The sequence below is a fragment of the Parendozoicomonas sp. 209JJ7-1 genome (genome assembly GCF_058147085.1).
Genome location: NZ_JBYVJU010000014.1, coordinates 102671 through 127818 on the forward strand (window position 1 = coordinate 102671; position 25148 = coordinate 127818).

The 25148-nt window shown below is 49.9% G+C and carries 24 protein-coding genes; 8 read left to right on the forward strand and 16 right to left on the reverse strand.

Annotation, left to right across the window (positions count from 1 at the left end; genetic code table 11):
* The first annotated feature begins 203 nt into the window (after positions 1-203).
* Positions 204-1235 (forward strand): NAD(P)-binding domain-containing protein, encoded by a 1032-nt coding sequence (locus tag ACY2RQ_RS14660; RefSeq protein ID WP_490113729.1) that lies wholly within the window; start codon positions 204-206, stop codon positions 1233-1235.
* Positions 1236-1321: 86 nt separating this feature from the next.
* On the opposite strand, the gene ACY2RQ_RS14665 is transcribed toward ACY2RQ_RS14660, so the two are convergent.
* The 3 genes from ACY2RQ_RS14665 to ACY2RQ_RS14675 form a co-directional block, all read right to left on the reverse strand.
* Entirely contained in the window at positions 1322-2200 is an 879-nt protein-coding gene (locus ACY2RQ_RS14665) for a TauD/TfdA dioxygenase family protein (RefSeq protein WP_490113730.1), read from the reverse strand.
* Positions 2201-2400: 200 nt separating this feature from the next.
* Entirely contained in the window at positions 2401-2949 is a 549-nt protein-coding gene (locus ACY2RQ_RS14670) for a hypothetical protein (RefSeq protein WP_490113731.1), read from the reverse strand.
* A gap of 25 nt (positions 2950-2974) precedes the next feature.
* Positions 2975-4441, reverse strand: a complete 1467-nt coding sequence (locus ACY2RQ_RS14675; RefSeq protein WP_490113732.1) for an AMP-binding protein — start codon at positions 4439-4441, stop codon at positions 2975-2977.
* Positions 4442-4664: 223 nt separating this feature from the next.
* Between ACY2RQ_RS14675 and ACY2RQ_RS14680 the strand changes: the two genes are divergently transcribed.
* The 4 genes from ACY2RQ_RS14680 (at position 4665) to ACY2RQ_RS14695 (ending at position 6596) form a co-directional block, all read left to right on the forward strand.
* Positions 4665-5285: a DUF6931 family protein gene (locus ACY2RQ_RS14680; protein ID WP_490113733.1), complete on the forward strand. Its 621-nt coding sequence runs from the start codon at positions 4665-4667 to the stop codon at positions 5283-5285.
* 118 nt (positions 5286-5403) lie between these two features.
* On the forward strand, positions 5404-5700 hold the full coding sequence (locus ACY2RQ_RS14685; protein WP_490113734.1) for a PAAR domain-containing protein: 297 nt from the start codon (positions 5404-5406) through the stop codon (positions 5698-5700).
* A 23-nt stretch (positions 5701-5723) separates the two neighbouring features.
* The gene (tssJ, locus tag ACY2RQ_RS14690; RefSeq protein WP_490113735.1) at positions 5724-6230 is read left to right on the forward strand and encodes a type VI secretion system lipoprotein TssJ; all 507 of its coding nucleotides are present in this window, start codon (positions 5724-5726) and stop codon (positions 6228-6230) included.
* Between the two features lie 57 nt (positions 6231-6287).
* On the forward strand, positions 6288-6596 hold the full coding sequence (locus ACY2RQ_RS14695) for a hypothetical protein (RefSeq protein WP_490113736.1): 309 nt from the start codon (positions 6288-6290) through the stop codon (positions 6594-6596).
* 116 nt (positions 6597-6712) lie between these two features.
* Here the strand turns inward: ACY2RQ_RS14695 and ACY2RQ_RS14700 are convergent, their stop codons facing one another.
* The 11 genes from ACY2RQ_RS14700 to ACY2RQ_RS14750 all read right to left on the reverse strand — a co-directional run bounded on the left by ACY2RQ_RS14700 (position 6713) and on the right by ACY2RQ_RS14750 (position 20716).
* Entirely contained in the window at positions 6713-10123 is a 3411-nt protein-coding gene (locus ACY2RQ_RS14700) for an ImcF-related family protein (protein ID WP_490113737.1), read from the reverse strand.
* On the reverse strand, positions 10092-10949 hold the full coding sequence (locus ACY2RQ_RS14705) for a DotU family type IV/VI secretion system protein (protein ID WP_490113738.1): 858 nt from the start codon (positions 10947-10949) through the stop codon (positions 10092-10094). Before ACY2RQ_RS14705 ends, ACY2RQ_RS14700 begins: the two co-directional genes overlap by 32 nt.
* Positions 10946-12274, reverse strand: a complete 1329-nt coding sequence (gene tssK, locus ACY2RQ_RS14710) for a type VI secretion system baseplate subunit TssK (protein ID WP_490113739.1) — start codon at positions 12272-12274, stop codon at positions 10946-10948. The genes ACY2RQ_RS14705 and tssK overlap by 4 nt, the downstream gene beginning before the upstream one ends.
* 144 nt (positions 12275-12418) lie before the next feature.
* Positions 12419-13402: a type VI secretion system baseplate subunit TssG gene (locus ACY2RQ_RS14715; protein WP_490113740.1), complete on the reverse strand. Its 984-nt coding sequence runs from the start codon at positions 13400-13402 to the stop codon at positions 12419-12421.
* Positions 13399-15162, reverse strand: a complete 1764-nt coding sequence (locus ACY2RQ_RS14720) for a type VI secretion system baseplate subunit TssF (protein ID WP_490113741.1) — start codon at positions 15160-15162, stop codon at positions 13399-13401. The genes ACY2RQ_RS14715 and ACY2RQ_RS14720 overlap by 4 nt, the downstream gene beginning before the upstream one ends.
* Position 15163: 1 nt before the next feature.
* The gene (locus ACY2RQ_RS14725) at positions 15164-15511 is read right to left on the reverse strand and encodes a hypothetical protein (RefSeq protein ID WP_490113742.1); all 348 of its coding nucleotides are present in this window, start codon (positions 15509-15511) and stop codon (positions 15164-15166) included.
* A complete protein-coding gene (locus ACY2RQ_RS14730) occupies positions 15504-16745 on the reverse strand; it encodes a type VI secretion system contractile sheath domain-containing protein (RefSeq protein ID WP_490113743.1) in 1242 nt (413 codons plus the stop codon). Before ACY2RQ_RS14730 ends, ACY2RQ_RS14725 begins: the two co-directional genes overlap by 8 nt.
* A 5-nt stretch (positions 16746-16750) precedes the next feature.
* Entirely contained in the window at positions 16751-18274 is a 1524-nt protein-coding gene (gene tssC / locus ACY2RQ_RS14735; protein WP_490113744.1) for a type VI secretion system contractile sheath large subunit, read from the reverse strand.
* A 108-nt stretch (positions 18275-18382) separates the two neighbouring features.
* Entirely contained in the window at positions 18383-18889 is a 507-nt protein-coding gene (gene tssB / locus ACY2RQ_RS14740; protein WP_490113745.1) for a type VI secretion system contractile sheath small subunit, read from the reverse strand.
* A gap of 38 nt (positions 18890-18927) precedes the next feature.
* Positions 18928-19476 carry a type VI secretion system tube protein Hcp gene (locus ACY2RQ_RS14745; protein ID WP_490113746.1) on the reverse strand — a complete coding sequence of 183 codons (549 nt, stop codon included), beginning with the start codon at positions 19474-19476 and terminating at the stop codon, positions 18928-18930.
* Positions 19477-19558: 82 nt separating this feature from the next.
* On the reverse strand, positions 19559-20716 hold the full coding sequence (locus tag ACY2RQ_RS14750) for a hypothetical protein (protein ID WP_490113747.1): 1158 nt from the start codon (positions 20714-20716) through the stop codon (positions 19559-19561).
* A 106-nt stretch (positions 20717-20822) separates the two neighbouring features.
* Between ACY2RQ_RS14750 and ACY2RQ_RS14755 the strand changes: the two genes are divergently transcribed.
* Positions 20823-22844, forward strand: a complete 2022-nt coding sequence (locus ACY2RQ_RS14755; protein WP_490113748.1) for a type VI secretion system Vgr family protein — start codon at positions 20823-20825, stop codon at positions 22842-22844.
* Here the strand turns inward: ACY2RQ_RS14755 and ACY2RQ_RS14760 are convergent.
* Positions 22837-23076, reverse strand: a complete 240-nt coding sequence (locus ACY2RQ_RS14760) for a hypothetical protein (RefSeq protein WP_490113749.1) — start codon at positions 23074-23076, stop codon at positions 22837-22839. The two genes, ACY2RQ_RS14755 and ACY2RQ_RS14760, sit on opposite strands and share 8 nt — an antisense overlap.
* 105 nt (positions 23077-23181) lie before the next feature.
* On the opposite strand from ACY2RQ_RS14760, the gene pip reads away from it, so the two are divergent.
* Positions 23182-24159, forward strand: a complete 978-nt coding sequence (gene pip / locus ACY2RQ_RS14765; RefSeq protein ID WP_490113750.1) for a prolyl aminopeptidase — start codon at positions 23182-23184, stop codon at positions 24157-24159.
* A 41-nt stretch (positions 24160-24200) separates the two neighbouring features.
* On the opposite strand, the gene ACY2RQ_RS14770 is transcribed toward pip, so the two are convergent.
* Entirely contained in the window at positions 24201-24578 is a 378-nt protein-coding gene (locus tag ACY2RQ_RS14770) for a nuclear transport factor 2 family protein (protein WP_490113751.1), read from the reverse strand.
* Between the two features lie 104 nt (positions 24579-24682).
* On the opposite strand from ACY2RQ_RS14770, the gene dtd reads away from it, so the two are divergent.
* Positions 24683-25120 (forward strand): D-aminoacyl-tRNA deacylase, encoded by a 438-nt coding sequence (gene dtd, locus ACY2RQ_RS14775; RefSeq protein WP_490113752.1) that lies wholly within the window; start codon positions 24683-24685, stop codon positions 25118-25120.
* Positions 25121-25148 lie beyond the last annotated feature (28 nt).

A 25148-nucleotide genomic window follows, 5' to 3' on the forward strand; every position in this document is an offset into this window, starting at 1 on the left:
CGGATTTGCAGGTCGATTTGTACCTTATCATTGATGTACATCTGTACAAAATTGTTCATGTTTTTGCTGTGGGGGCCATTGTATCCAGAGCATACTGTACCCAGAGCATATAGAGAGGCGGTTATTTCGGGAAACTGATCTGAAAATCTTTATTAATCTTATTAGCTCTAATATAAAGTGAATAATCAGCTTTCGGAGTAGTTATGCAGCCTTTTTCATGGTGTGTAGTGGGAGCTGGACCTGCGGGCATTGCGGTTATCGGTAATCTACTGGATGCGGGGGTTCCTCAGTCTGACATTGTTTGGATAGATCCAGATTTTGAAGTTGGTGACTTAGGGGCCAAGTGGTATCGAGTTCGTGGAAACTCAAAGGTGAAAGGTTTTATGAGCTTTTTTGCATCCTGTTCCAGCTTTCAGTTTCAACAAGCTCCTGGGTTTGCGATCCATGACTTTGACCCTGAACGTAGTTGCAGACTTTCCTATGTCGCTGAGCCTTTACAGTGGATAACCAGGCATCTGTTACAAAGAATTGTCAGCTTTAAAGCATCAGTAAGATCGCTTGATCGTTCTCAACGCGCTTGGCAAATTCATGTTTCTGGAGATGTGATTACGTCAAAAAAAATCGTGTTGGCAACAGGTTCGACTCCTAAATATTTGGACACAGGGATGCCCGTTACGCCTCTGGAAATTGCGTTAAATGATGAAAAACTTCAAGAAGTTGATTTAGAAGATGAAACTGTGGCGGTATTTGGTTCGTCTCATTCTGCCGTAGTTGCTTTAGAAAATTTATTAACGACTAAGGTAAATAAAGTCATTAACTTTTACCGAAACCCTCTTAAATATGCTGTGTATATGGATGACTATGTATTGTTTGACAACACAGGGTTAAAAGGTCATGCGGCGCAATGGGCAAGAGATAACCTGGATGGTGTAATGCCAGAGAACCTTGAAAGAGTTTGTTGTGACAGTGAATTGATGAATGAGAAACTAAATGTATGCAGCCGAGCTATCTATGCTATTGGTTTCGCTGCTAATACTGATATACAAGTTGAGAACATAAAACAACCGTTAGCTTACAACCAGTATAATGGCATTATCGCTCCGGGTTTATTTGGAGTGGGAATTGCCTTTCCTAACTTGGTGACTGATCCATTCGGTTATCAGGAGATGAATGTTGGTATAGCTAAGTTTATGGAATACATTCAGCAAGTTATGCCGATTTGGCTGAAGTATTAAAGTGCTGTATCGCCGTCATGCCTGCGAAAGCAGGCATTCAGTGACTTTAGCCTGGTGAACGCCTGCCTTTTATGGGGGGCTGTTGGTTATCTCGCGGGCCGTGTACCCCCCACCACAGACACCCGCTCGCCATAACGGCTATGTGGGTAGTAATCCCAAATGGCGTGGTGCTGGGTACAGCGGTTGTCCCAGAAGACAAGTGTGTTGGGCTCCCAATGTACCCGGCACCAGAGGTGAGGCGTGGATTCGATGTGACGATACAGCATGTCGAGCAAGGCTGCGCTCTCCGCACGGTTCAACCCGACGATGTGCGAGGTGAAGCCGCTGTTGACGTAGAGTAACTTGCGACCGGTCTCGGGATGACGGATCACCACTGGGTGTTCGTTGCGTGGGTAACCTCCCTTCGGGGGCACGGACTTGTAGGAACCAATGTAGGGGTTGGCACCATCGTGGACTGCGGTCTGGCCGTCTAAAAAACCGCGCATCGGTTCGGACAGCAGCTCATAGGCCAGATACATATCGGCAAAAAGTGTGTCGCCGCCTCCTGAGACCGCCGGGGTCTCGGTGACGTACAGCATGGAGCCGAGCGGCGGTATCTCATCGCAGGTCACGTCGGTGTGCCAGCCATCGCCCGCTGTGTACGGGGAGTCGGCGGTGGTCTTGACCGTTAGAACCTCCGGGTCTCCATCGAAGGTGTGCTGCATCGGATGGGTGTGCAACGAACCGAAGTGACGTGCAAATGCCTTATGCTGTTCGCGGTCAAGGTGCTGGTTGCGGAACACCAGAACCTTCCAGTTCAACCAGGCGTCATTGATATCCTGAGCCTGCTCGTTGGACAACGGCTCCGCCAAATTTATGCCAAGCACTTCCGCCCCGATGTGTGGCGTCAGCGAATTCATCTTAAAGGTACGATACTCGGTCCGCAGGTCGCCGACCGGAGGACGGTTGCCACGCGTATTGAACATGATGAAGTGCCTTGTTTAAGAAGGGTTTGGCGGAGTTTTAGCGCAAGTCATCGTGTTGAGCAAGGGCAGGTCAAAACATGATGTCTAGTGCGGTTAAGCTGTAATAACCATAAGAACTAAGAGGCTGTTTATTTAAGAAAACGGGTTGGAGAGGTTCGTATCCTTCTTGGTTTACTATTGAGAAGATTATGAACAGTCTTTTAAAGCACGGTTTTCAGGCGGGTAACTTCACGGCTGCGTACGTAGACATGTCGTGTATATCCGACAACCTGATTAATATAACCGCCCGGTACCCCTTCAGGCCCGCTGACGTCATGTGCCCAGGTCACACTGTTGGCAAGATCCAGAATTTCCCAGCTGACGGGCAACCCTATACCAATGCAGTCATTTTTATTACCGGCGGCTTTTCCTTTGCCCACAGACAGCATCACATGGGCAAGGCGCCATGATGTTTCTTCATAGACAAAAAAACCGAGAATATGCCCAGCAGGAAGTTCGAGCATATCCTGTTGACTTCCCACTGTGTGGTCATAAATGCCAATAATCTTGTGGCTGTGGTAGCCATCCATCCCTGAAAGCAGGTATTTAAGACGTGCTTCGTTAATCACTCCGGCTAACTTGGCACACCTAACCACCGCAGTCCAGCACATCTCCGCTGAGAGTGTATAAAAGTTGGCATCTATATCCTTAGCAGCTTTTTGGGCCAGTTTACCTGCCGCGTCACAGGAGCCTTTTTTGGGGGATCCCACTTTCCTTTCTCCTTTCCGCTATGGCTTAGTCAGGTTTTACCGTTGCGGGCAACTGTGGGGGTATGGTTGGGGTGGCCAGTTCCATTGGCTCAGAATGTTGTTGCTCAGCCATTGAGTGAAGATATTGAAGGTACCGTTGGCTGAGCATCAGGCTTGTCCCGTGCAGAAAGCCTTCTGCCTGGGTGTGGATAAAACCATTTCTAAGTGGATTGTCATGAGGCTGTTGACCGAGGTAATTAGGAATTTGTCTATCCGTTTTAATAGCGAAACGGCCAGTTATACCGGAAGGGATTGTTTGATCTTCTTCTCCGACAGTTTTGATGATTATTTTATTGCCAGGTACAGTGTTTGTCTTTCCCATAAATTCCTGTGGTTCGTTAAATTCAGCCGGCGTGCGCCAAAGCAGAAAGCCCAGGGGGAATTCACTGGTCAGACTATAGAGGGGAATATTTTCACTATGGCATTTTAGTCTTTGTTGTTTACTTGGAGGCAACTGACTCAATGTGCCTGAGGTAATCACTTTTATGGGGGGCAGGCTTGTCTGAGTCTGACAGATTGTGTCTGTAACGGTCTGCAGATCCTGTACAGAGATGTGCAGGGTTGTATCGGCCTGTCTCAGGGACTGGCCTTGGTTCTGTTTCAGGATTGATAGAATCTCCTCAGAAAGATTATGTGTATCCCCGGAGAGGGGCAGTCTGATGGGTAAACCAATATGGACAGCCTGGAAAATCAGGTGCCAGCCCAGAGGATCGTGAAGGGGAATGAGGGGGACATAAACACTTGGGTTATCTTCATTCAGAAGGGCCGGATCTTTCAATTGAAAACGCAGCAGCTCAAGATTTCTCTTCAGCATTTTCAATGTGTATGGAACACCGGTAATCTTTCCTTCCCTGCTTTTTGTCAGGTACATTCTGATCAGGGTGTCTTCATCATTTCTGGCATCAGGAAAATCTTTGATTTTAGCTGTGCGTATAGCCTTCATGGAGAACCATCCATCCTGAATAACCTTTATTCCCTTTGTCTGCAGGCTTGATACCAGTTGCGGCGCTGAATCCGGGGTTCCGGTTAAAATAACATTTGTAACCCCCTTCAGACTTTCTGCCAGTTCTTCTGATGAGTGATGAAAGTGTTGGGGATTCAGAAAAACAACACGAACAGCTTTCCCTGATAACTTTTTGATATATTCAAGTTGCTGGTGAATATCATCAGTGGGAGTGTCCGGGGAAAGAGGAACCAGTGGGTGCTCTGCCATACGTGCTGTTATGTGTACCAGCAGAGACATCAGGGAACTGTCGTCCAGCATAACGATATATTCACCGGGCCTGATGCCCTGGCTTAAAAGCAGCGTGTAGAGCTTTTGACAATTCTGATAAAATTCTGCGTAAGAAAGAGATTTACTGCCTTGGCTGATGGTGGAAATTTGTTCAGACCGGGCCTTCACCATAAGCATCTTTTCTGTTTCGGTTATATCCCCATAGGTAGAAAAAGCCATAAAAAGGCCCGTCAGAAGTAGCAGAAAACTGCAACTGAACGCCGTGTGGTAAGTTTTTTCCCAGATTGGTACGGTCGATAGCATGGGGCAAAACCTGTATTAATCAGGCCGTGACAGATTAGACCAATCCGGCCTTTCCTCAACAGATATTCTTAAACCGGCTTGAAGCCTTGTCACTCTTGTCTAACTTTCTCTGTCACTAAAGCTGACCGGATGTCTTCATATGGGGAAATTAAAAACGGACAATATTCTGGATATTGCCGAAGAGTGCCAGTTGAGTGATGAGGCCAGGGCGCTTCTTGAGGGAGATGAATGGGGCGGGAAGCCAAAGGGGGATTCTGCATTGTTTATCCACACGCTGCGTGAGAACCAGTTGTTTCGGGATTGCATTGATGTATTTGCCCACCTGTTTGTCAATCCGGATGCGATAGATTGGGGCTGGGAGTGCCTGAAGGCCCTGCAGGATCAGCTGAGCGAGGCGGAAGCAGTGCTTCTGGGCAAAATCAGAACCTGGCTGGATCAACCAACGGATGAGAACAGGAGGATACATGAGAACAGCCTGGATACCCATGGCGTCGACTCCCCGGTCTCCTGGCTGTCCCAGGCGGTGTTCTGGAGCGGTGGCAGCCTGACCCCCCCCGGAGCTGCTGTTGTAGAAGCTCAGCCATTTATGCTTGGGCATGCCCTAAGCGGCTCACTGCTGCTGGCTGTTTATGCTGATGAGGCCGCATACCAGGATAAACGCTTTGCGTTGTTTATTGAAAAAGCCCTGCTCCGGATGGAACCTTTCTCGTCTTCACAACCGCTGGCCGAAGCTGATTCCTCCTGGGGACGACTGGACTAGGCGGTTACACTCATGACGACTGTACTCACTAATAGTGAACAGCGTCCTGTTCCGGCGTGCATTGCCCGGGCAGTAGGCTACTCTGATTCCCAGCTAAATCAGCCAGGATATTGTTGTTATGCCTATGCCCGCTGCCAGAGCCGGAGATATGCACGTATGCCCTATGGTTACTCCAGGCCCGGTACCTATTCCCCATGTTGGTGGTCCTCTGCTGCCGCTGCCTTCAACCGTTCTTATAGGAAAACTTCCCAGTGCCGGTATGGGGCAGCCTGGTGTGTGTGTTGGGCCACCGGATACCGCGCCTATGGGCAGCATGACTGTTTTTATTAACAAACTCCCGGCTATAAGGCTGGGAGATATGGGAGCACACGGTGGAGCTATTGTGATGGGGTGGCCCACGGTCATGGTTGGGTAAGTTATCAAGAATAACCGGAATTCATGATGTTCAGAGCTCTGGCCCTGAGAATAATACTGGTTCGAACAATGGGGGCAGCCGGATATTTGCTGCTTTTTTCTTTTCTGGTGGGTTGCAACAGCACGCCAAAATCAGCCGTGGTGTGTCTCGTTGTTAAAGCCAGTTCTGCGGTGAATCCAACTCGGGATTCAATAAGTAATCCTGTTTTTGTTCGTGTTTACCAGCTGTCTGATTACCTGCGCTTCCAGCAGGCCAGGTTTTTGGATCTCTACAAAAATAATACGGCTCAGGCTCTGGGTGACCAGTTGGTTCTGGAAGAAAAACCATTTCCCATCCTCCCGGGAGAGACAAAAAAAATGAGTTTTGTGATTCAGCCCCAAAGTCATTTTCTGGGAATTCTGGCTCAGTTCAACAGGTATGAAGATTCTGTAAATCGGGTGTGGATTCCTGTCAAAGTCAAACCGGGAATGACCCAGGATCTTAACCTCCATCTGACCGGGTTAATAATTGCTGTGGATAAATGGCCATAGCTGTCTTTGTTTCTTATGGCGAACAGCCCAATGCTGTATAACTGAAAGGAAAGAGAAATGTCCGAAGATATTGCCTTCCGTATTCAACTGGGACTTATACTGCCCAAAATCAAAGAGAACATTGGTGATGACCTGTGTGCCATTGTTAAGGAGCTGGCAAGTATCCTGCAATCCGGGAACATGGATGAGGAGACTGATGTTTCCAATGATCTTGCTGCAATTAAGGAGATATTTATGAAGGATATGGATATCTATCTTGATAAAGAAGTTATGCCTGTGATCAATGCCTTTCTGGCTCCAGTCTCAGAGGGTGGAGAAGAGAATGCGGAAGGTGGAGAAGGGGAGGAATCCCCTCCGGCAGAATAAGAGTAGACAGCATTTCATCTCCAGGGGAGGTGCTCAATGTGTGACACACAAGCCCCTGGAACATAGCTGTTTTCGTTTTCAGTTACGATTGATTATAAAAATGCATAAAGAACAGTTTATATTGCAGTACTTTGGTTCTGCTGCGGGTCCGGTGGCTCCGGTTGTAGCTCCGGTGGTTGTGGGTTTGGCTGTGCATGGTTGAGCAGAGCCGGGCCAAAACGCAATGAATGCAGCAATGCCGGTTCCGGCAGACGGGAAGCTGTAAACGGCGGTTGGTTCCTCAGTTCCAGAGCTACCTTGTGCTCTCCAAGGATTAACTCTCCCGACAGTGTTGGCCGGGCATACTGCTTGTCCAATCGGGTGTTATTGAGTATGTCCAGCCAGCCCCACTCTCCCTCGCTGGTTGTATGAGCCATAATTTTTTCCCCCTGATAGAAAAAATAACTGATGACATTTCCATCGCGGAACGACAGGTCAACATCCTGCCAGAGGCCCGGCCCATGGTTGTAGGAAATGTTGTTCTGGTGGTCCTGAATCTGGAAGTGGGTCGATGTGGAGGTTAATCCACGCACTCGCAGACTGTAATGAGTTTTCAGGGAGCCATCCGGCTTAAAGAAGGCTTCCCGAATACTGGCAGCCTGCCTGAGCTGTTTTAACGCATTATTGTTAAAAAGAAGGGCAGAGTTTTTTAATAGCCGCTTCTCTACTCCTTCGGAGAGAAAAGGGGAAAGGTGTGTCGAAACAAATTTGTCCAAGGTACCTCCGGGCTGGAAAAAATTTATAAACGTATTCACCGAAGCAGTTTCACTGCCAATAAAAGGCTGTGTTGTAAACGGGTAACGCCCTGAGAAATGCCGTTGAAACGGTTCAATAATTTCATGCTGCCATAAAATCTGAATATAACGCCTGGCGGTATTGATCTGCAGTTGAAGAATTTGCTCTTCAAGTTCCCCAAGCCAGCGATAGATGGTATCTGGTTGTTTGCCGGCGAATAAATCAAGGCTGTTTAATGGGTGGGTACCTGCGCCAATTTCCTTGAACTGGTTAAAAGCTTCCGCCACCGGGTTGTCTGCCATTAGTTGCTGGCTGAGCTTTTGGTGAAGACGCTCAAGAATAGTCTGTAATTCCCTGGAAAAAACCGGGCCGGCATCACCAGACATTATGCGGTGATAAGGAGAGAAAGCACTGGTGATAAGCGAGCCGGTCACACTGTGAATGCCTGTGCCCTGTTCGTCTTCATTTTTTTTGTCATCTGCGCTGGTCTGGAGCTGGGTATTTGCGGTGAGGGCTTCCAGTACCCTGGTCATTGGGGAAGTGTTCCAGTGGGAAAGATACATCACGGCTTCTATCTGTTGTTTCAGGGTTGTCAGCTGTTTTATATGAATGCTGTCCAGGAAACTCTGCCAATAATCAATGTATTCCATGGCATAATGCTGGCGTAATTCATTGATGGTCTTCATAACTCGAATACGGCTGGTGTCCGGTACTTCTCCCTGTAGACGGTCAATATCTCCAAGGCTGCTTTTTAAAATCTGGGAATTGCAACTTAGAGGGTTGCGGCGCCAGCCGTCCGCAGTAAAAAAGACAGGTATGCAGGACTTTTTACCTGTTTTGGAATAATTGCGGGCAAAGACTTCGTTAAAGTCTCCCCCGGAAAGTTCCTTGAATGGAATTTGCCGTGCCAAACTCGGCTCGGCTTTCAAGCGGTGATACACCAGCCTTTCATCGGACAGTCCCTGGAGTTTATTTTTGGATTTGGCCAGAAGCCGCTGGTTTGGCATAACAGACGGATAATTCTGGATTTGAAACATCTCCTTCATTTGGTGCGACAGCAGCATCTGGGTATCGGGGGGCAGTTGAAAACGATAAGTCAGCCTTTCCAGCAAAATAGGGATGATTTCACTTTCCCGGAGTCCGTTAGGGTCAAACAGCATCTGGTATAAACGCAGGTTTTCAAATGCGCTTTGAGGGTCATGTTCTGCCAGTGTTTCAGTCAGGGATTGAGCCATCGAAACTTCCAGAAAGGGCATCAGACGACTGCGCAGCTGTGAATAATATAAATTCTGGAAACTGGCTTTCACCTGGCGGGTGACCCATTGGGAAACGGGCAGCCAGTCGGAGATGTCGTCTTTCTTTACCACGTGTTGACGCAGTGTTTCCAGCTGTTCCAGTACCACAGGAAGGGAGGCTTTATCCACCGGAGATAGGGCAACTTCCGCTACGATATAATCGTTCACTGCATCGACAGTCTCACGATTATGGGTGTTTACCGCGCCTACGCTCCAGTAAGTCCAGAATCCGGCCGCTGCAATTACCAGAATGCTGCAGGTGATAAGCCCCTGGTAGCTTGTTTTCCGGAACAGATTGGCTCGCCAGTTTATACCTGCTGTTTTCGCCATAGGAGTCAGGATGTCGGCTGTTACCCTGAAATTAAACCCCAGCTCTGGCTGTATGTTGTTATTGTTGTCGACTCTGGTTTCGAGGCCGAAATCCCTGGCACAGAAAGCGGCCAGAAAATCCTCGCGGTTTTTATCTGAGAGGCTGCCGACAAGAAAGTATCCCCCCGGGAATATCCAGTCATGCTCATTAAAGAGGTGTATATGCCGCAGCAAAGCCTTTAACTGATGCCCTAGAAGGGCAAACTCAAAGGCAAATCCCATGGTTGAACTGCCGACATCCACTTCATAGCTGGTGCCGATATTGTTACCACAGGTGGAGGTCACCCGCTGGCTCTGATTTTTCCAGGACTGTTCAAACCACTCAACAGGTTCTGTTTTGCTGTCTATACGCCAGTCACCCCAGGGGTGGCTGAGTTCATCCCGGTGGAAGCAGTCACTCAGGGATGAGAAGCCAACCATAGTATCCATACCTGATACGAATAACATAAGAGGCAACTTCTGTCGGCTCTGTTCACAGATTTCCTCAAGGTGAGCCACCATCTCCTTTTCGTAAGGAGCATGGTGCAATAAATGGTGAGGAGATGTATTTAATAGAAGCCCATTCAGTGGCTGTTGTTTTCGTATTTTGCCAAGATGACCCATGGCCAGTTCAATCACTGTTGAGCGGGTGGTTATATCTTCACATTTCGAGCCGACGGTCATGATGAAACAGTGTTCACATACCCAGAACTGCAGGTAGTTGTTTGTTTCCGGGTTGCGTGATGGAAACAGTTCTAGCCTGATGGCTTTCATGGTTTCTGTCGTATTTTCTTCCATACTGAACAGGTAAAACCAGGGGAGCGCTTCAATACTTTGCTTTATTCTGGTGTTTGAGCGATGACGGAGCTGCCAGAAATAATCCCGAATCATCATTGTCTGTTCGGAAGGTCTCTGGATGCGGAAATAAGAAATACCAAGATAAACAGAGATGATGATAAGAAGGCATACCAGACCTGCCAGAATAAAATACCGTCCCCAGAAAAAATTCAGATAATGGCCTATCAGGCCGGATATCAGAATAATGATACCGGCACAGGATAATCCGAACAGGATTAGGTTAACCTTGTTTCTTCTTGAAATAGAAGGCATCGCGAATGGCTTCCTGAGAAGGCAGAATCAGAGATGTGTCCATGTTCAGGAGCTGTTTTTCTCCATGGGACAGAACTTTTAATACAGGAGTCTGGCTGGTCTTTGACCAGATCACCGTTACGCCAAACATAATGAAAACCATCACCACTGATAGAAACACGGGTTTTATTAACGATGCCCGGGCAATGAATGTTTCTTCCGCTTTAATAACAGGGGGAACCAGCTCGGATTTTTGCAGCTTTTGTGCGTCGGCAAGTAACTGGTAGAGCTTCACCTGAAGCTCCATTAATTGTTCCTGATGTATGCGCCGGTATCGGCCCATAAAGCCGCATTTTATGCACCAGTAGGCAATTTGCAGCTCCGGCAGGTAATGTTCCGGGCGCAGCATCCAGCTTTCCAGCAGTTCAAAGCAGTGTACCCCTGCGTCCCTGCGATGAAACATCTGGCTGCACAGGGATTTTCTCCCAATTCTGTGTTCTCCGTGGAGAAAGTGCAGTCGTTCATCAAGTGCCGCTGCCAGCCAGAAGCAGATGTCATCGCCGGACTCTTTCAGGGCCAGCTGTTTGTGAAGGAGGCTTAACTGTGCCTCAATATACGCCCGGGATTGTTCCGGGTCTGTTGCATTGACCCTTGAGCGGGCCATATAGCACAGAACCGCCAGCACGGGGGCGGTTTTATTGATGATTTCATCTTCGCAGTTGAAAAGAGAGAGAGCAGGACTGGTTCTGGTAATACTCTCTGTCGTGACAGCCTCCAGATCGGCGCAATCAGCAGAAGAGTCCGGTGCAGAGTTGTCTACCGTATGTATGTCAGGAAGTTTTGTCATGATTGCTGTCGAATCAGAAACGCGCGCACTGGTGTGTGCCCAAACTGTTCATCCAGGTGGAGGGTGAGATGGGATTTCTCCCTCAGTACCTGTTGATATAGTGGTGAATTCTTGTCTGGTTCCAGATAAATATGATCAACCAGGCTCAACTCTACGGGTGGCAGTGGCGGGCGACTCAGGGGAATGCCCGGTTCCGCATTGTAGACAAGCTGCTGGATAATGCTGACCGGTGCCAGGGTCATGTAGGCGGTTACGTCTTCTGTCAGTTCACTCTCTATAGAAGCGGGGATGGCAAGGACAAGGCGACACTGCTCTATGGAAGGCGGTAATTCGTATTTCAAAAGTCCCTTATCGTCCAGGTCATTATCAGCAACTGGCAGTTCCGCTACCCACTCGGTTCCTGTTCCCTGAATGCTTTCGGATAAGTAGTCCATCAGGGGCTTCATTACATCGCTGAGCTTGTATGGATTAAGTTCTGTGGGTTCAGGAGGAACCGCAAGAGTCAGGCCGGCAAATGTTCCCGCCATGGCCTGCAGAGCCATATAAAAATCCCTGGGAGTCACTTGTCGCATAGCGTGCATGGCACCCAGCTTTGCCTGCCACTCACCGAGAACCATCAGCCAGAGTTGGTCCTGGTAAAGGGCATGGGGGCTTTTATAACTGCGACCGGCACGCATGCGCTGGTGTAGAATCAGTGCCCTCTGGGTAATCCGTGAGTGATAGTCCTGCAGCCAGATACTGATTCTGCTGCTCACATGAATGTTGAGAATGGGGGGGATAAAGTAGGGGTCAAGCTCCACACCTCCACTGCTGTCTACCATGCGTATCCGGGCTACCGGGAGATAGGCATAGGCACTGAGATCCCGACCGCCAAGCATCAAAATGGCCTGGGGACGGGCGATACTGACCCGCACCGATGGATTATTAGGGTTGGTATTATCAATCAGTTCTTCGCTGTCCAGCCTGTAACGGAACCTGTCGGGTTCCGAACCCTCCGGGCCGATTTCCTGGTCTCCCGGTCGACTTAGGGGCATCACCAGGTAAATAAGTTCGTTCTGGTAATCTTCCGGTATATCAATCACCAGTTGTTTATTAAGAACAAAAGGTGTCATGTCTGAAAAGATGCCTTCCGCCTGGCGAATGGCCAGTTTGCCTATGCGCAGAAGGTCAGTAGCGATGGTTAGCTGACAGAAGCCGAACTCTCCCGGATGCTGAAGGTAGAAGAATCGGGAAATATAGTTGGCGTAATAGCGTTCCTGCTGCTGAAAGTGCTGGGGGGAAACATACGCGCCTTCCAGCCAGGCTACTGGGTCTACTCTTAGCAATGGTCTACCTCACCACTGTTTTATTAGGATTACTGAGTCCTGTAACGTGTTGTAAACAGGCTTTTGTGAACGATTTTTAGTAAATAGGCTGTGTATAGTTTCTTGTAACCGGCTTTTTTATATACAGCTTTCCGTGAATAACCCCTATGTAAACCGGAATTGAAACGGTTCCTCTGACTGGCTTGCCTCAGTCCTTGGTAATGCAACTCGCACGTAACCTTCTGCCGCAGGAGTATTGTCGCTGTTGTAATAAGACAACCTGTAACTCGGATTGCGGGCAGAGAGCACAGGACGTTCTGTCAAGCGCTCTGGCAGCTCTACAAAGTAGTTGATAAAACGATAAGGGAGTAAGGCTCTGGCCAGAGTTTTTACTTCTGACCTTAACAGTCTGTTCCCACGGACTTCCTGCCACTGTTCTCCGGTATCCAGGTGAAGAGTGATTTTGACGATTTCACTTTCTGCCCAGGCAAAGTTGCCAATAATGGTATTTCGACCGAGTACAAAGCCGGGGCGCAGGTGCCAGCACTTGTGGGTTTTTATGTACCAGCGGCTCAGGCCTTTTGAAAGTATTGAAACCCGGTATCCGGTGCAGTATTCAAAAAGGCTTTCCAGACCGACAAGAGAGCGACTGCGGATTTGTCCCCACAGGGCGTAGGGAAGCATGATCAGCTGATGACGGGAAAGCAGTCCCATAAAGTTGCCGAAGTTGTCTGGCAGTGCTGTTTGTCCCAGCCAGGCTCGCTCGACATAAAGGGGCAGGTAATTTGCAGCCTCTGAGCGATAATCAAGCCAGAGGTAGCGTTCATTGAATATCTGGAAAAAATTTTCCAGAGCGGGGGCATCCAGATCATAGGTGCTGTAACGGACAGCGTCCCGAATATAGTGGGGCAGAATACCTTTGGTGCCTATCAGGGCTGGCCGGCTGACAACCAAGTGAAAGCCTGACTCTTCTACCTGAAAATCCGAAATGTCCCAACTATGGTTGTAGCCGATATCCTGGGAGCGAAGCCGCAGGTCGGTGACCGCCCGTGATGTGTCGCTCAAAAGACGCAGGGCCTGAACATAATCAAATTTCTGGGGAGCGGCCTGGAAACGGCTGAACCACCTTTTTCCGGCTGTTGTGCTCATATGTCACTCTCCTGCCGCGGGGTCCAGCGCCAGCCTGAGTCGGTGGTATACCCGGCCGACAGGCAGCTGTAATTTCCAAATGGGCGCCAGTAACGTAACAGCCGATCCATTAAATGCACAAACAGCAGTTTTGGCAAACCATTGATACTTTTCTCATGAACCCGAAGCTTGAAATGGCATCCAAGGCTGGTAAAGAAGTGGCCTCCGCTTTGGGCTGGCATCATTTCCTGTTCACAATGAAGGGTGGATACGGCGCTGATAACGGACGGATCAATTCCGCTGTCAGCACAGAAGAAGAGTGAAAGCAGCTCGCTGAAACGTTCCTGGGTATGGGAGTCAAACAGTGACTGGCAGTTCAGCATCAGCGCTGACATCAACTGCCAGGGAGGTTGCCTGGATGCAGGGCTGGACATACGCACCGGATACCCGCGTCCAAGCAGGGCAAGGCTGGCTCCCGGTACCCGGTCGGACAGGCATTCCACGGTAGAATTCGGTGTCAGTTCAACGGCATGACTGTCATAACTGAGAGTATCAACAACCAGCAGGGAGGTGGTGCTTTGTTCCCGGTGCTTGCGTGTATCCGTCAGTAACAGGGTATCCTGTTGCTCCTTGCGTACCATCATCCATCCCAGGTCACCTTCCACGCTTTGTAGTTTCTGGAAATGGGGCAGTATCCTGGGGGTGTCTTCGGAGGTGATATCTGTCACTTCACAGACCCGGTAAACCCGGCTGGCCGGATAAACAGGGCTCGGCTTTAATGGCAGAAGCAAGCTTTCGTGGTCCAGGCGGACAGGTCCAAGGCGGGTTGGAAAAGTATTAATCAGGGGGACGCAGCCCAGGTAGATGTGCTGTATTCCTACGGCTTTCGTCAGGGAGACCGGGGCATCATCAAACAACAGCCAGATATCCAGCTCGGTGTGTATCAGCCCTGGCCATACAGGTTCCAGGGACAGGCTGATAAAACGAAAGCTGTTCGGGTAAGCAAAGAATTCCTGCATCAGTCGCAGGCCCGGAAACATCAGGCCCTTATCCGGTAGCAGCCACCAGTCGTCGGATAGTGAAGGCAGAGTGATGTTTTCAGGAGACAGTTCGTGCAGAACGCCTCCACAATTAACGACAATGGACTTTAATTGTCCGCATATCAGGTCAAAAAGCTCATCGGCCTGGGCAGCCTGGGGGTTCATATAAAAAAGCAGGCTCTGGAGTTCGCTGGCTGCGGGAGTGAGGTCAGGTTCTGTGGGTGTCAGCTTCAAATGTATGCCTGCGCCGGCCACGGGATTGATCACACTGTCTGAGGGAAAAGGTCCTCGGGTCAGTTCAGCCTCTGCTACCTGCCACGGAGGCACGGTGACCGAAACCGGGCTGACGCAGTCATGGCGCTTATTATCACACTGGATAGTAAATTTTGTGCCTTTCGGGATTTGGGTAACAGTCTTGTTTTTCAATATGGTAAACCGGGCTATAGCGCTGGCGGGAAGGGGGGCGAGCAGCTCCTGGGCCATAAGGTCCACGAGTTGCTGGCACAGCCCGCCATACCCGTCATCCAGCCGTTGGTTCAGGCGTGCTGTCAGATAAGCCATTCCCTGTAGCAGCAGAGCCATATCTGTATCTGTTGGCAGACCACCGGAAATGCCCAGTTTGGCTGCGGCTTCTGGGTGCAGGCGTTCATAGCCCTGCAGGTGTTCCCTCAGGGAATCCAGTTCCTGTCCAATGTAACTGTGTAAATGGCGGTCATTTTTACTCAGTTGCCAGATATTCATATCAGACGACGTATTTTATGTGGGACTGGTTTTCGTGGATGGACACCCATCCTTCTACGACAAAGCCCAGGCGGTTTTTGTCCTGCAGTTTCTCCAGGTTTACCTGAACCCGTTCTATGTCCTGAATATGTTGCTGAATTCTTTTTTCTATTTCCCGACAGGTTTGTTGTAAGTCGCTTTGCGGGTATTGCCAGCAGGGAACACCAAAGGAAAGCAAGGGAATGGGACTGCTGGTGGTCGCTGAGCAGACCGGCGCACGGGTGGTCAGTAATGAAGAAAGGGCGGAAACAACCGCTCCCCGTACCTGCTCGACAAGGGTTTCCCGGGGTGAGAGGAATCGGTCAATCATCGTTGTCCCCCGATTTATACGAAACTGAAACAATCAGATCTTCCGTTGCCATTCCAGGAGGCAGGCTGGGGACAATGGTTACGGTCACATCAAAGTGTCCGGGTTTGTCTGGCTGTGCCGCTATAGAAACATTGGCTTCACGGAGAGGATAGCGACTCAGGTACTCCTCGGTTTTAAAGGAGGCCGCTCCACAATATCCGGACAGCCAGTCATTCAGGTATTTCTGGCATTCATCCTGTGTTGCTGTGCTTCCTATAAAGTCCCGAAGTATCACTTTCAGGTAGTGACCAATCCGGCAGGACATTAATAGACAACATAATGACGTATAACTCTGTGCACTGCTGTCCTGCAGACCGAACAGCATGGTCTGTGTGAAAAAGGCCGGCAGTCCTTCCAGCCAGGTGGAGGAGATAGGCATAACGCCCATGTTGGCGTAGATTTCTTCCAGGCCGTCGGATACTACAATGTTGGCGGCTAATGTCTGTTCGTCAGGTATGGGAGGCAGAGCTCCGGCTTCTGTCTCATTGCCCCATGCCTGGAGTCCGGAGAACCAGCCATACACGTGGTATTCCCGAAGAATGCAGGCAAGCAGGGCGATGGAGCCGTTGATATAGATATCATCTGTCAAGTCTGTTTCCCTGGAATATCGCTCTTTTTTCTGGAGAAAAATGCCTGGCCAGATTAACCCGATAAAACGACTTTCATTCAGGGTTCTTAACTGACGAAAAGGTGTCATGGCATGGCTGTTATAAAAACGCTCCAGGCGCTGATTGCTGTAGACCAGTATTTCGTGGCTGGATTCCAGCCAGTTTTCTGTCAGGCTGAACAGGGTCGGACAGAGGGTTTCCTGTCCGATCCTGGCCATCCACTTCATGACTTTCAGCACTAGGGACTGTTCTGGCAATTTAATGGGAAAATCAAAAGCCAGAACACCAAAAGGATTGCCTCCGAGACTGTCGAGTTCCCGGTTGTACAAGAGTTGATAGATACGGGAGTGGTGGCTGGATCTCATAATCGTATCTGCAACCACTTCTACCCAGCTCATATCCAGAATCCTTAGTACAGAGCCATTATTGTCATTACAACTGGCCAGATATAACAAACCTTCCCAGCGGGCATGAAGCTGTCGAAACTCCTCATGCTGTAATACCCGGCGAATTTGTGATTCCACGAGGTTATTCAGTCGGTTGATAAGTGTGTAGAGTGTGCATTCCAGACTGTCCGGTCTCGCCATGAATATTATCCCGGGATACTTGCAACAGTTCTCAGGGATGCCGTCAGCTCTTCCATCTGCAGCCATGGTTTCAGATAGGCCACAGCAGAGTAGCATCCGGGTCTTCCCGGTTGTTCCACAACACTGACTTTAGATTCGCTCAGGGGGTATTTGGCTCGGGACGCATTTCCTATGGCATTGCAGTTGGTGTAGATATTCAGCCAATCAGTCAGCTCTTTCTGGACATCTTGAGGTGTTACACTTGAGCCTATGCGATCACGTCCCATTACCTTGATGTAATGGGCAATACGGGAACTGGCCATAACATAGGGCAGCCGGGCAGAAATAGCAGCGTTAGCCGTAGCATCAGGGTTGGTGTACTCCTTTGGCTTCTGGGTTGTCTGACCGCCCAGAAAAACCGCGAAGTTCTGGCCTTTGTAATGAATCAGTGGCAGGAAGCCGAGGTCACTCAGTTCCTTTTCCTGTTCGTCGGTAATATTCACTTCAACCGGGCACTGCTGAAGGATGTCGCCAGCTTCAGAGGTGTAGGTAAAATTAGGCAGATTCTCAACTTTACCGCCATTGTCCATTCCTCGGATCGCGGTACACCAGCCGTAATTGTAGAAGGCTTCCGTCATGCGAAGGCCAACATCGTAACAGGCATTACTCCAGACAAAGTCCCGGTCTGAGTCAATCTGGTAGAGCTGGTTCTCGTCTTTTTCCATTTCCTGGAAGTTAAATTCAGGAATCGGGTTCTCCTCTCCGTATGGCAGGCGACTTATGACACGGGGCATTGCAAGGACAAGGTAGTGTGAATCATTGCTTGCCCGGAACGCGTTCCAGTCGGCATATACAGGAGCGTCAAAACCAGGGGCTATGGGACGCCCTTCTGCCAGGGAGCGAAAGGAGGGCAATCCAAACATACCCGGTGTGGTTGCCATAATAACAGGGCAATGGGAGGCTGCGCCGACTTCTCCCATATAGCGCATAAGGCTGACATCCCTGCCGGAAAAGCCCAGGTCATAATCTGCCAGCATCAGGCCGTAAGGCTCACCACCAGCCGTTCCGTACTCGTGCTGATAAACAATATTAAACAGAGAGCTGCGATCCACGGCAGGGGCGCTGTCAAACTGATCCATCAGTTCATCCTGATCGATATCCATAACCTTGATTTTCAGGGTTGTCCCTATTTCGGTATTGCGAACCAGTTTGTTCAAACCCAGCCACCGTCCTTCCAGTGCTCGAAGCTCGGGATTTTGGTAAATTTTGCGCAGCTGTGTGGAAACCTGCTGATCAATAGTGTCAACAGCCTGATTGATAGTGTCCGTCAGGTTCCGGTTCCAGATAACATGACCTGTCAGGCTTTGTTTGGTCAGAACTGAAAGCAACTGCTTGCACTCTTCAACGCCTGCCTGCCCCCGAGCGAGAACCAGACGCCGGAGAATGCTTTCTTCGCTGATCGAGAGAATCTCATCCAGCAGTGAGGCTTCCTTTGCCGGGTCAATCTCGGTAACTACTCCGGAATCGGCAGCTTGTTGCGTCTCAGCCATAGTGATGAAATTCCTGTTTGAGTATCTGACTTTTTAAAATCTACAAATTTAACGTCTGTAAGGTTACGTATCTGTCTGAATCAAAAGAACAGACTGCTCAATTAACTCTCAACCCCCTTCTATACCCAGCTCTGTTGCGAGGCTTCGGACGTTCTCATTGCTCTGCAGGAGAAATTTCAGCTCTTTCTCAAAGGCCCGCGACCGATCCGCTTTGCTCAACAGAACCAGCAGTTGGTTTCTTACCTGTACCAGCTCGTTGAGTTCGGGAATCTGGCCAACCAGGTTTCCCGGTGAAAAGGCAGACATATCCTTAAACTTGAGTTCACAGGAAATTGGGTCACTCTCTTCTTCCTGGGACAGGGTGTTTTCCACCTTTATACTCAGTTGTGGCCCTATGCGTTTAAGCACGCTGTTGAAGTTATCTTTGGTGAGGTTGATGAATTCCCGGTCTTCTACCGGTACTTTTTCATCTTCCGGTCGGCTGCCGGAGTAGTTGCCAAGTACACCGACGACAAAAGGCAACTCTTTCTTCTCTTTTGCCCCGAATGTTTCCACGTCGTAGGTGATACTGACCCGGTTCTTTCGAACACGTTTGTGTTGGGAGTCAAGTGCCATGATTGGGTCCTCATATCAGTTCGGGTGTGTGTCCGCTATCACTTGGCTTCCAGCACTTCCTGGGCCAGACCGCTGGAAATATCGTAATGAATCGGCCCGGTAGTCTGCAGTTCTGTCTTGCCTGTTTCACTGTGCCAGGACTGTTCACGTACCTCTTGAAAGGCAATGTTGAGAGTTTCGCTGGCGATTACGTCATCGACCAGTTCTTCAACATAGGCAGTGAAACGGGCAGACAACAGCTCAATTTGATGGGTGACTTCAAAGCCTTCAGATATTTTCTGTGCAGGTCGTACCTGTACAATCAGAATCTTGAACCCCCCATCGCTAGGCTGATACGTAAGACTCCTCAGTATTGGGGAGGCTTTGTCTGCCTGTCTGGTTATTTTATAGGGCTGTAAGTAAACCTTGCCGCTGTCGTGAACAGGTTTACCGGTGACCATTTGAACAGCGCGGCTGACAGTAGTACTGGCAGACTGAATAGGAAGCCATTTTTTATCTTTGGCGTCCTGGCCCCCAATAATCACTATATCGCTGACATCAGTCAGATTTTCCTGACTGTTATCAATGGTCATAAACAAATTCGCCATGTAACCCTCCTTGCCTGCTGCTTACGAGCATGCCATTTGTAGCAAGTAGAACCAGTACCCGTCAGTGAACGGGAGAGAAAGTCTAGACAGAATCCAATGACTTTCCAGCCAGCTCTTGCAATCCTAGCTGATTACACAACCGCTCTCGTGTTTCTTTGTCTGCACGCAGTTCACTGGCCAGTAGCTGGGGAAGGGTGTACCCGGTCCAGCGCAGGGCTTTTTCCAGCAGGAACGGCACAGGGCTCAGGGGTTCAGTGGCACGAAAGTATTGCACCAGCATCTGCAGCAGGGCCCGGGCCTGGTCTCTGTTCTCAGGGGCACCGGAAATATCAGACAGCGGTGGAATATCAGGGGCGGGGGTACTGGCCGCATATGTGCCATCGCCTGCATGAGCTGTATGACTCTGGAGGGCATCCGGGCTTGGTGTGTTTCCTGAATTCTGGGAATCCGGCTGCTCAGGGGCAGAAGCCGTTTGAATATCGCCGTTATCCCCGATGAGAAATGTCATCAGGGATGCGGTTTTCTTAAGAGTCTCCTGAAACTGGCCGGCATTCAGCGACATATTGCGGGCTCTGGCATGGGTACTCAGCTCACCGACAATCGGCAGTATCTGGCTGATCCACAGCCGTTCTTCTTTCAAGTTTTGAAGCTGGTCTGCGGATATCTCCGAGCGAAGATTTTCCATCTGCTCCCCGTCAACTCCCCTGGTGAGGTCACTGAAACTATGGGAATCGGTAATCTTAATCATGCGCATGGGGGCCAGTATCATGGGTTCACCCTGACCATCGAAGATAATGGCTTCCATGATTTTCAGACAGTTTCCAAAGGCCCGCTCATGGATATGACCGGGGGTTTCATGGCGCTTCAGCCAGCTGCTGATAAGCTTTGTAGCTGCCATCAGGGCTTCCCAGGGGGATTTTTCAACGGCTTGAGCATAACAGGCCCAGCCCAGCCATTCGGGGTTCCAGTCCCCGCCTTCCAGTTCGGTCATAAGCCACTCAAACAGGGTTTGCCAGGCCAGAGCATTTTCTGAAGCAAGGTCTTCCCGGGCCTCTTCTTCCGGCTCTTCCAGCCAGCTGCTCATGCTTTTCTGGGCGGTATGCAGCAGTGGGCGGAACTCGTCGTATTTCTCGCCTTTGGTTTTCATGCTGATGACAATTCCTTCGTCTTCATCTTTGCTCTCGTCATCAAGAATGCTCTGTAGCTTCCTGAGGTATTCAAGGTTTTCTTGCCTGGCCATATTCTGGGGTTCCCCATCCGAAGATGGTTCAAATATAGATAATTACGGGCCAGGAGCTGTCTATACTTCACGGCCTGCCGGGAATCAGTGTTGAACTGGGGGTACTATGGTTTTACTTTCTGCGGAGAGCCGACCTCTGCTTGTGGAAGATGACAATGGAAACAGCCTGATCTGTACACAGATGGATTTTGAAGAGGCCGTGAATGGTTCCTTTTCTGCAAGGCTTACAGTGCTTGCGCCAGAGGTTCTTGAGTGCGACGGATTGCTGGGAACACCCCTTAAAGTGTCCTATCAGCCCAATGAAGCAGACCCGGGAGAAAAGGTGTTCTTCCATGGCCTGATCCTGTCTATTGAACAGAAGCCAGCCCAGGAAGGACTGGAAGAAATTCCATATGGGATAACCCTGTGCAGCTGGTTTGATCTGCTGGTCTGTTCCCGGAACTGCCGTGTCTTTCAGAAGGTAAGTATTGATGAAATTTTTGACAAAGTACTGGAGGGTTATTCTTTTGAGCACCCTTTTCGCTTTGCCAGTAAACCATCGACCAAACGCGAGACCTGTACCCAGTTCAATGAATCGGACATGCAGTTTCTTCTGCGCCTGCTCTATGAAGAAGGGTTGTTCTTTTATTTTGAGCAGACGGAAAGCAGCCATGAAATGGTAATCAGCAGCACCAACCAGGATTTTCCTGATGTGCCATCTACGCCTCTGCAGCTTCCTCCTGCAGGGTCTCCGGACCAGCCCTGCCTCAACAACTGGCAGCCCCGCAGCCAGGTTGGAGCCTCTCCCCATAAGGTTGCCACATGGAACGGGGAGCAGGCCAAACCCCTGCTGGGGCGGGTTGTAAAATCACCCAACACCACAGGCCATAAGCTGCTGGCTGAAGGGCTGGAGTGGAACGGTCGTCTGCTTACAGAGGATGAACTGAACAACTGGGCGCAAAAACAGACCGAACAACAGGATTGTCCGGCCCGGTGTGTAACATCCGGCAGTGAGTTATACGATCTGCACTGCGGTATGAAGTTTTCTCTGGCTAAGCACCATGATGCAGCCCAGAACCAGGAATACGTGATTGTCCGTGTCCGGCATGAGTTCAAGTGTCCGGAAACTTTCGGGGAGGCTGTGTCACGGAGTTATGCCAATGTGCTGGAGTTACAGGCTGCTGATTTTCCGGTTTGCATGCCAACTATAGAGAAACCTGTGATATCCAGCATTCAAACAGCAACGGTTTATAACCCGGATGACAAAGAGTGTGCAGCCGATGACCAGGCCCGGGTTCAGGTTGTTTTTCACTGGGATAAAGAGGCGAACACCCCTTGCTGGATTCCTGTTGCACGGGCCCTGGCCGGTGACCAGTTTGGTCTGCATCTGTTGCCCCGTACCGGCCAGGAGGTGGTGATTTCCTACATTGATGGTGACCCGGACCGTCCCGTAATCATGGGAGTTCTCCATAACGGAGCCAATGCGCCGGCGGAAACAGATCCTGAAGTTATTCAGTTCACCTCACACTCCACGCCGGACGGAGGCGCAGAAGATGCCCATATTATAAAAATCACCGATACCAAAGACAGTGAAGAACTGATGATTCAGGCCCAGAAGGATATGAACCTCACCGTCAAAAATAATATGACCACTACCGTCACCGCTGAGCATGTGCTGGAAGTGGAAAAAACCAGTGCTGTGACCGTAAAGGAAGATATTACCTGTAAGACCGAAGGACAGTTAGGTGTGGAAGTGGCGAAAGCTGTGTCTCTGAAAAGTGATGACGCCCTGGCTATTGAGGCGGCGAAGGCCATATCAATCAAAACCAATGATGCGTTTGCCCTTGATTGCAAGGAAGGCTCCCTGAAAGCCAAAGCCAAGGTTGTTATTGAAGCGCCTCAGGGAATAACCCTTAAAGCTGGCAGCTCTGAAATCGCCCTGACCCCTTCAGGTATTACGGTGAATGGTATGAAGGTGGCCGTAGAAGCGAAAACCGCTATGGAGATGAAAGCCCTGACCATGGAGCAGGAAGCAAAGGTCAAAGCTATGACCAAGGGGATGCTTGTGCAAATGAAAGGCAGCCTTATGACGCAGGCGGAAGGCAGTGCCTTGTTTATGGCCAAAGGTGGCTTAAGCATGATTAACTGATGATGATAATCTCCTGATATCGTAAGTTTTTCCGACAATGGTTGTGTCCCGTCGCCTGTTCAACGACCTGTTTGTTCGGCATCTGGCTGCAGCCGGACAGCGGTATGGCAGCCATAAGCATCCCCGGCAGAGCAATACAGGTGGACTTATTGATAAAACAGTCTTTAAGTAAATAGCGCATAAGAGTAATGTTAATCCCAGGGCCGGTTGAGGTTGTATGCTCGCTCATCATAAATCCTCAACCGGCCCTGGCAGAAGAGGCTTATATTCAAGGCGTTCTCTTGATCTGGTTTACTCCAGACAGTGCTGACCGGGCAGGAACCAACAAGGACTTTCCATGCTGACCCTTTATCCACCTATTAAACCCTATGCCCGCCATAACCTGGCAGTGTCCGGCGGACACAAGTTGTATATTGATGAAAGCGGTAATCCTTCCGGTATCCCTGTCCTGTTTCTCCATGCAGGTCCCGGCAATGGCTGTGATAAACACAGCCGTCGCTTCTTTGATCCTAACCTCTATCGGATTATTCTTCTGGATCAGCGTGGCTGTGGTCGTTCAACACCCCATGGTTCTCTGGAGGAGAACACCACAGAACATCTGCTGAATGATATGGAAGCTGTGCGCAAGGAGCTGAAGATTGATCGCTGGATGCTATTCGGTGGAGCCTGGGGCGCGACGCTTTCCCTGTTATATGCCAGCCATTATCCCAGTCAGGTGCTAGCTATGGTGTTGCGTGGCCTTTGCCTGTACCGGCAGAAAGATGTTGACTGGTTGTTCAATCGTGACGGCGTTGCCAGAATTTTTCCTGACTATTGGCAGATATTTGCCAATCATTTTCCGGACAGGGAGCGGGACAACCTTCTTGAGGCCACCTGCCGTCGCCTGACGGGTGAAAATGAGCTGGCCCGTATGGGCGTCGCCAAAGCTTTTTGCAGCTGGCAGGCCCATTGTGCAACCCTGCGGCCAAGCCAGGAGGTTTTGGACAGCTTTGCTGATCCCCATCGGGCTCTCTCTCTGGCACGTATATCTTCCCACTACCTGAAAAACAGGGCATTTCTGGATCAGGATATTTTGAAAAACAGTGACAAGTGGAAGGACATCCCCGGCATTATTGTTCACGGTCGTTATGACCTGATTGCCCCGTTGGAAAACGCCACAACACTTCAGTCCCTCTGGGATGATGCCGAGCTGCATGTGGTTCGTGACGCAGGGCACTCAGCAGTGGAAGCCAGTATGCGTGATGCGCTGGTACGGGCGACGGATAACTTTGGCCGGCGCTTCAGAAAAGAGTTCGGACTGGACAGAACGTCATGATGCCCGGTACAGGGAATTTACTGAATGACCAGTTAGGTAAGTCAGGTAAACTGCTCCTTGATCTCGAAATTATCCCGGGCCAGCTTCCAGACACCGGTATCGGTTTTCGTCCACTCTTCCAGAGTAATTATCCCTCGGCCGACGTTCATCTCCCAGTTGGCCCCCAGGTGTACGGTGGTATCGTCTATCTCCTGTAACCAGAGGTCGGTGTACACAAGGTCGGTGGCACCGGACTGGATGAAAGGACGCCAGAATTTATCAATATTCTCCCGACCGATGTATTCTCCCATGGGTTTGGCTTTCAGCTCTGCCTCGGGTGTATAGGCGGAAACACAGTAGTCTGCATCCCCCTTGTTAAAGTGCTTGATCCAGTTTTTACTGGCATTCAAGGTTGCGGTGAGGTTGTCGTGGTGGTGCATGGTATCGCTCCTTCGGAGCATGGAGCCGGGGCCTCTTGAGAGGCCGTTGATGGGTAAGTAATTTGATGACAGGGGTTAAATACTAACTGAAACGGAGTTAAGCGATGAAAGGACTGGTTCAGCGTGTCAGTCATGCCAGTGTAGTTGTTAATGGTGAAGTTGTCGGTGAAATAGACAACGGCATACTGTTACTTCTTGGGGTTGAGAAAGATGATTCCAGGGAAAAGGTCGATAAGCTGCTGGACAAGATTCTGCGTTACCGCATTTTTTCAGATGATGAAGGCAAAATGAACTGCAGCCTGACCAATACTGGCGGTGGCCTGCTAGTGGTCTCTCAGTTCACCCTGGTGGCGGATACCCGCAAAGGTCTGCGGCCAGGTTTCAGCTCCGGAGCATCACCGGCTTTGGGGGAAGAACTGTACGATTACTTTGTGGAGAAAGCCCGGAATGTACACTCCAAAGTGGCCTGTGGACGCTTTGGGGCTGATATGAAAGTCAGTCTGATAAATGATGGTCCTGTGACGTTTATGCTGGAGGCTTGAACCTGGGCGAACTTTCTCCGTTTTCCTG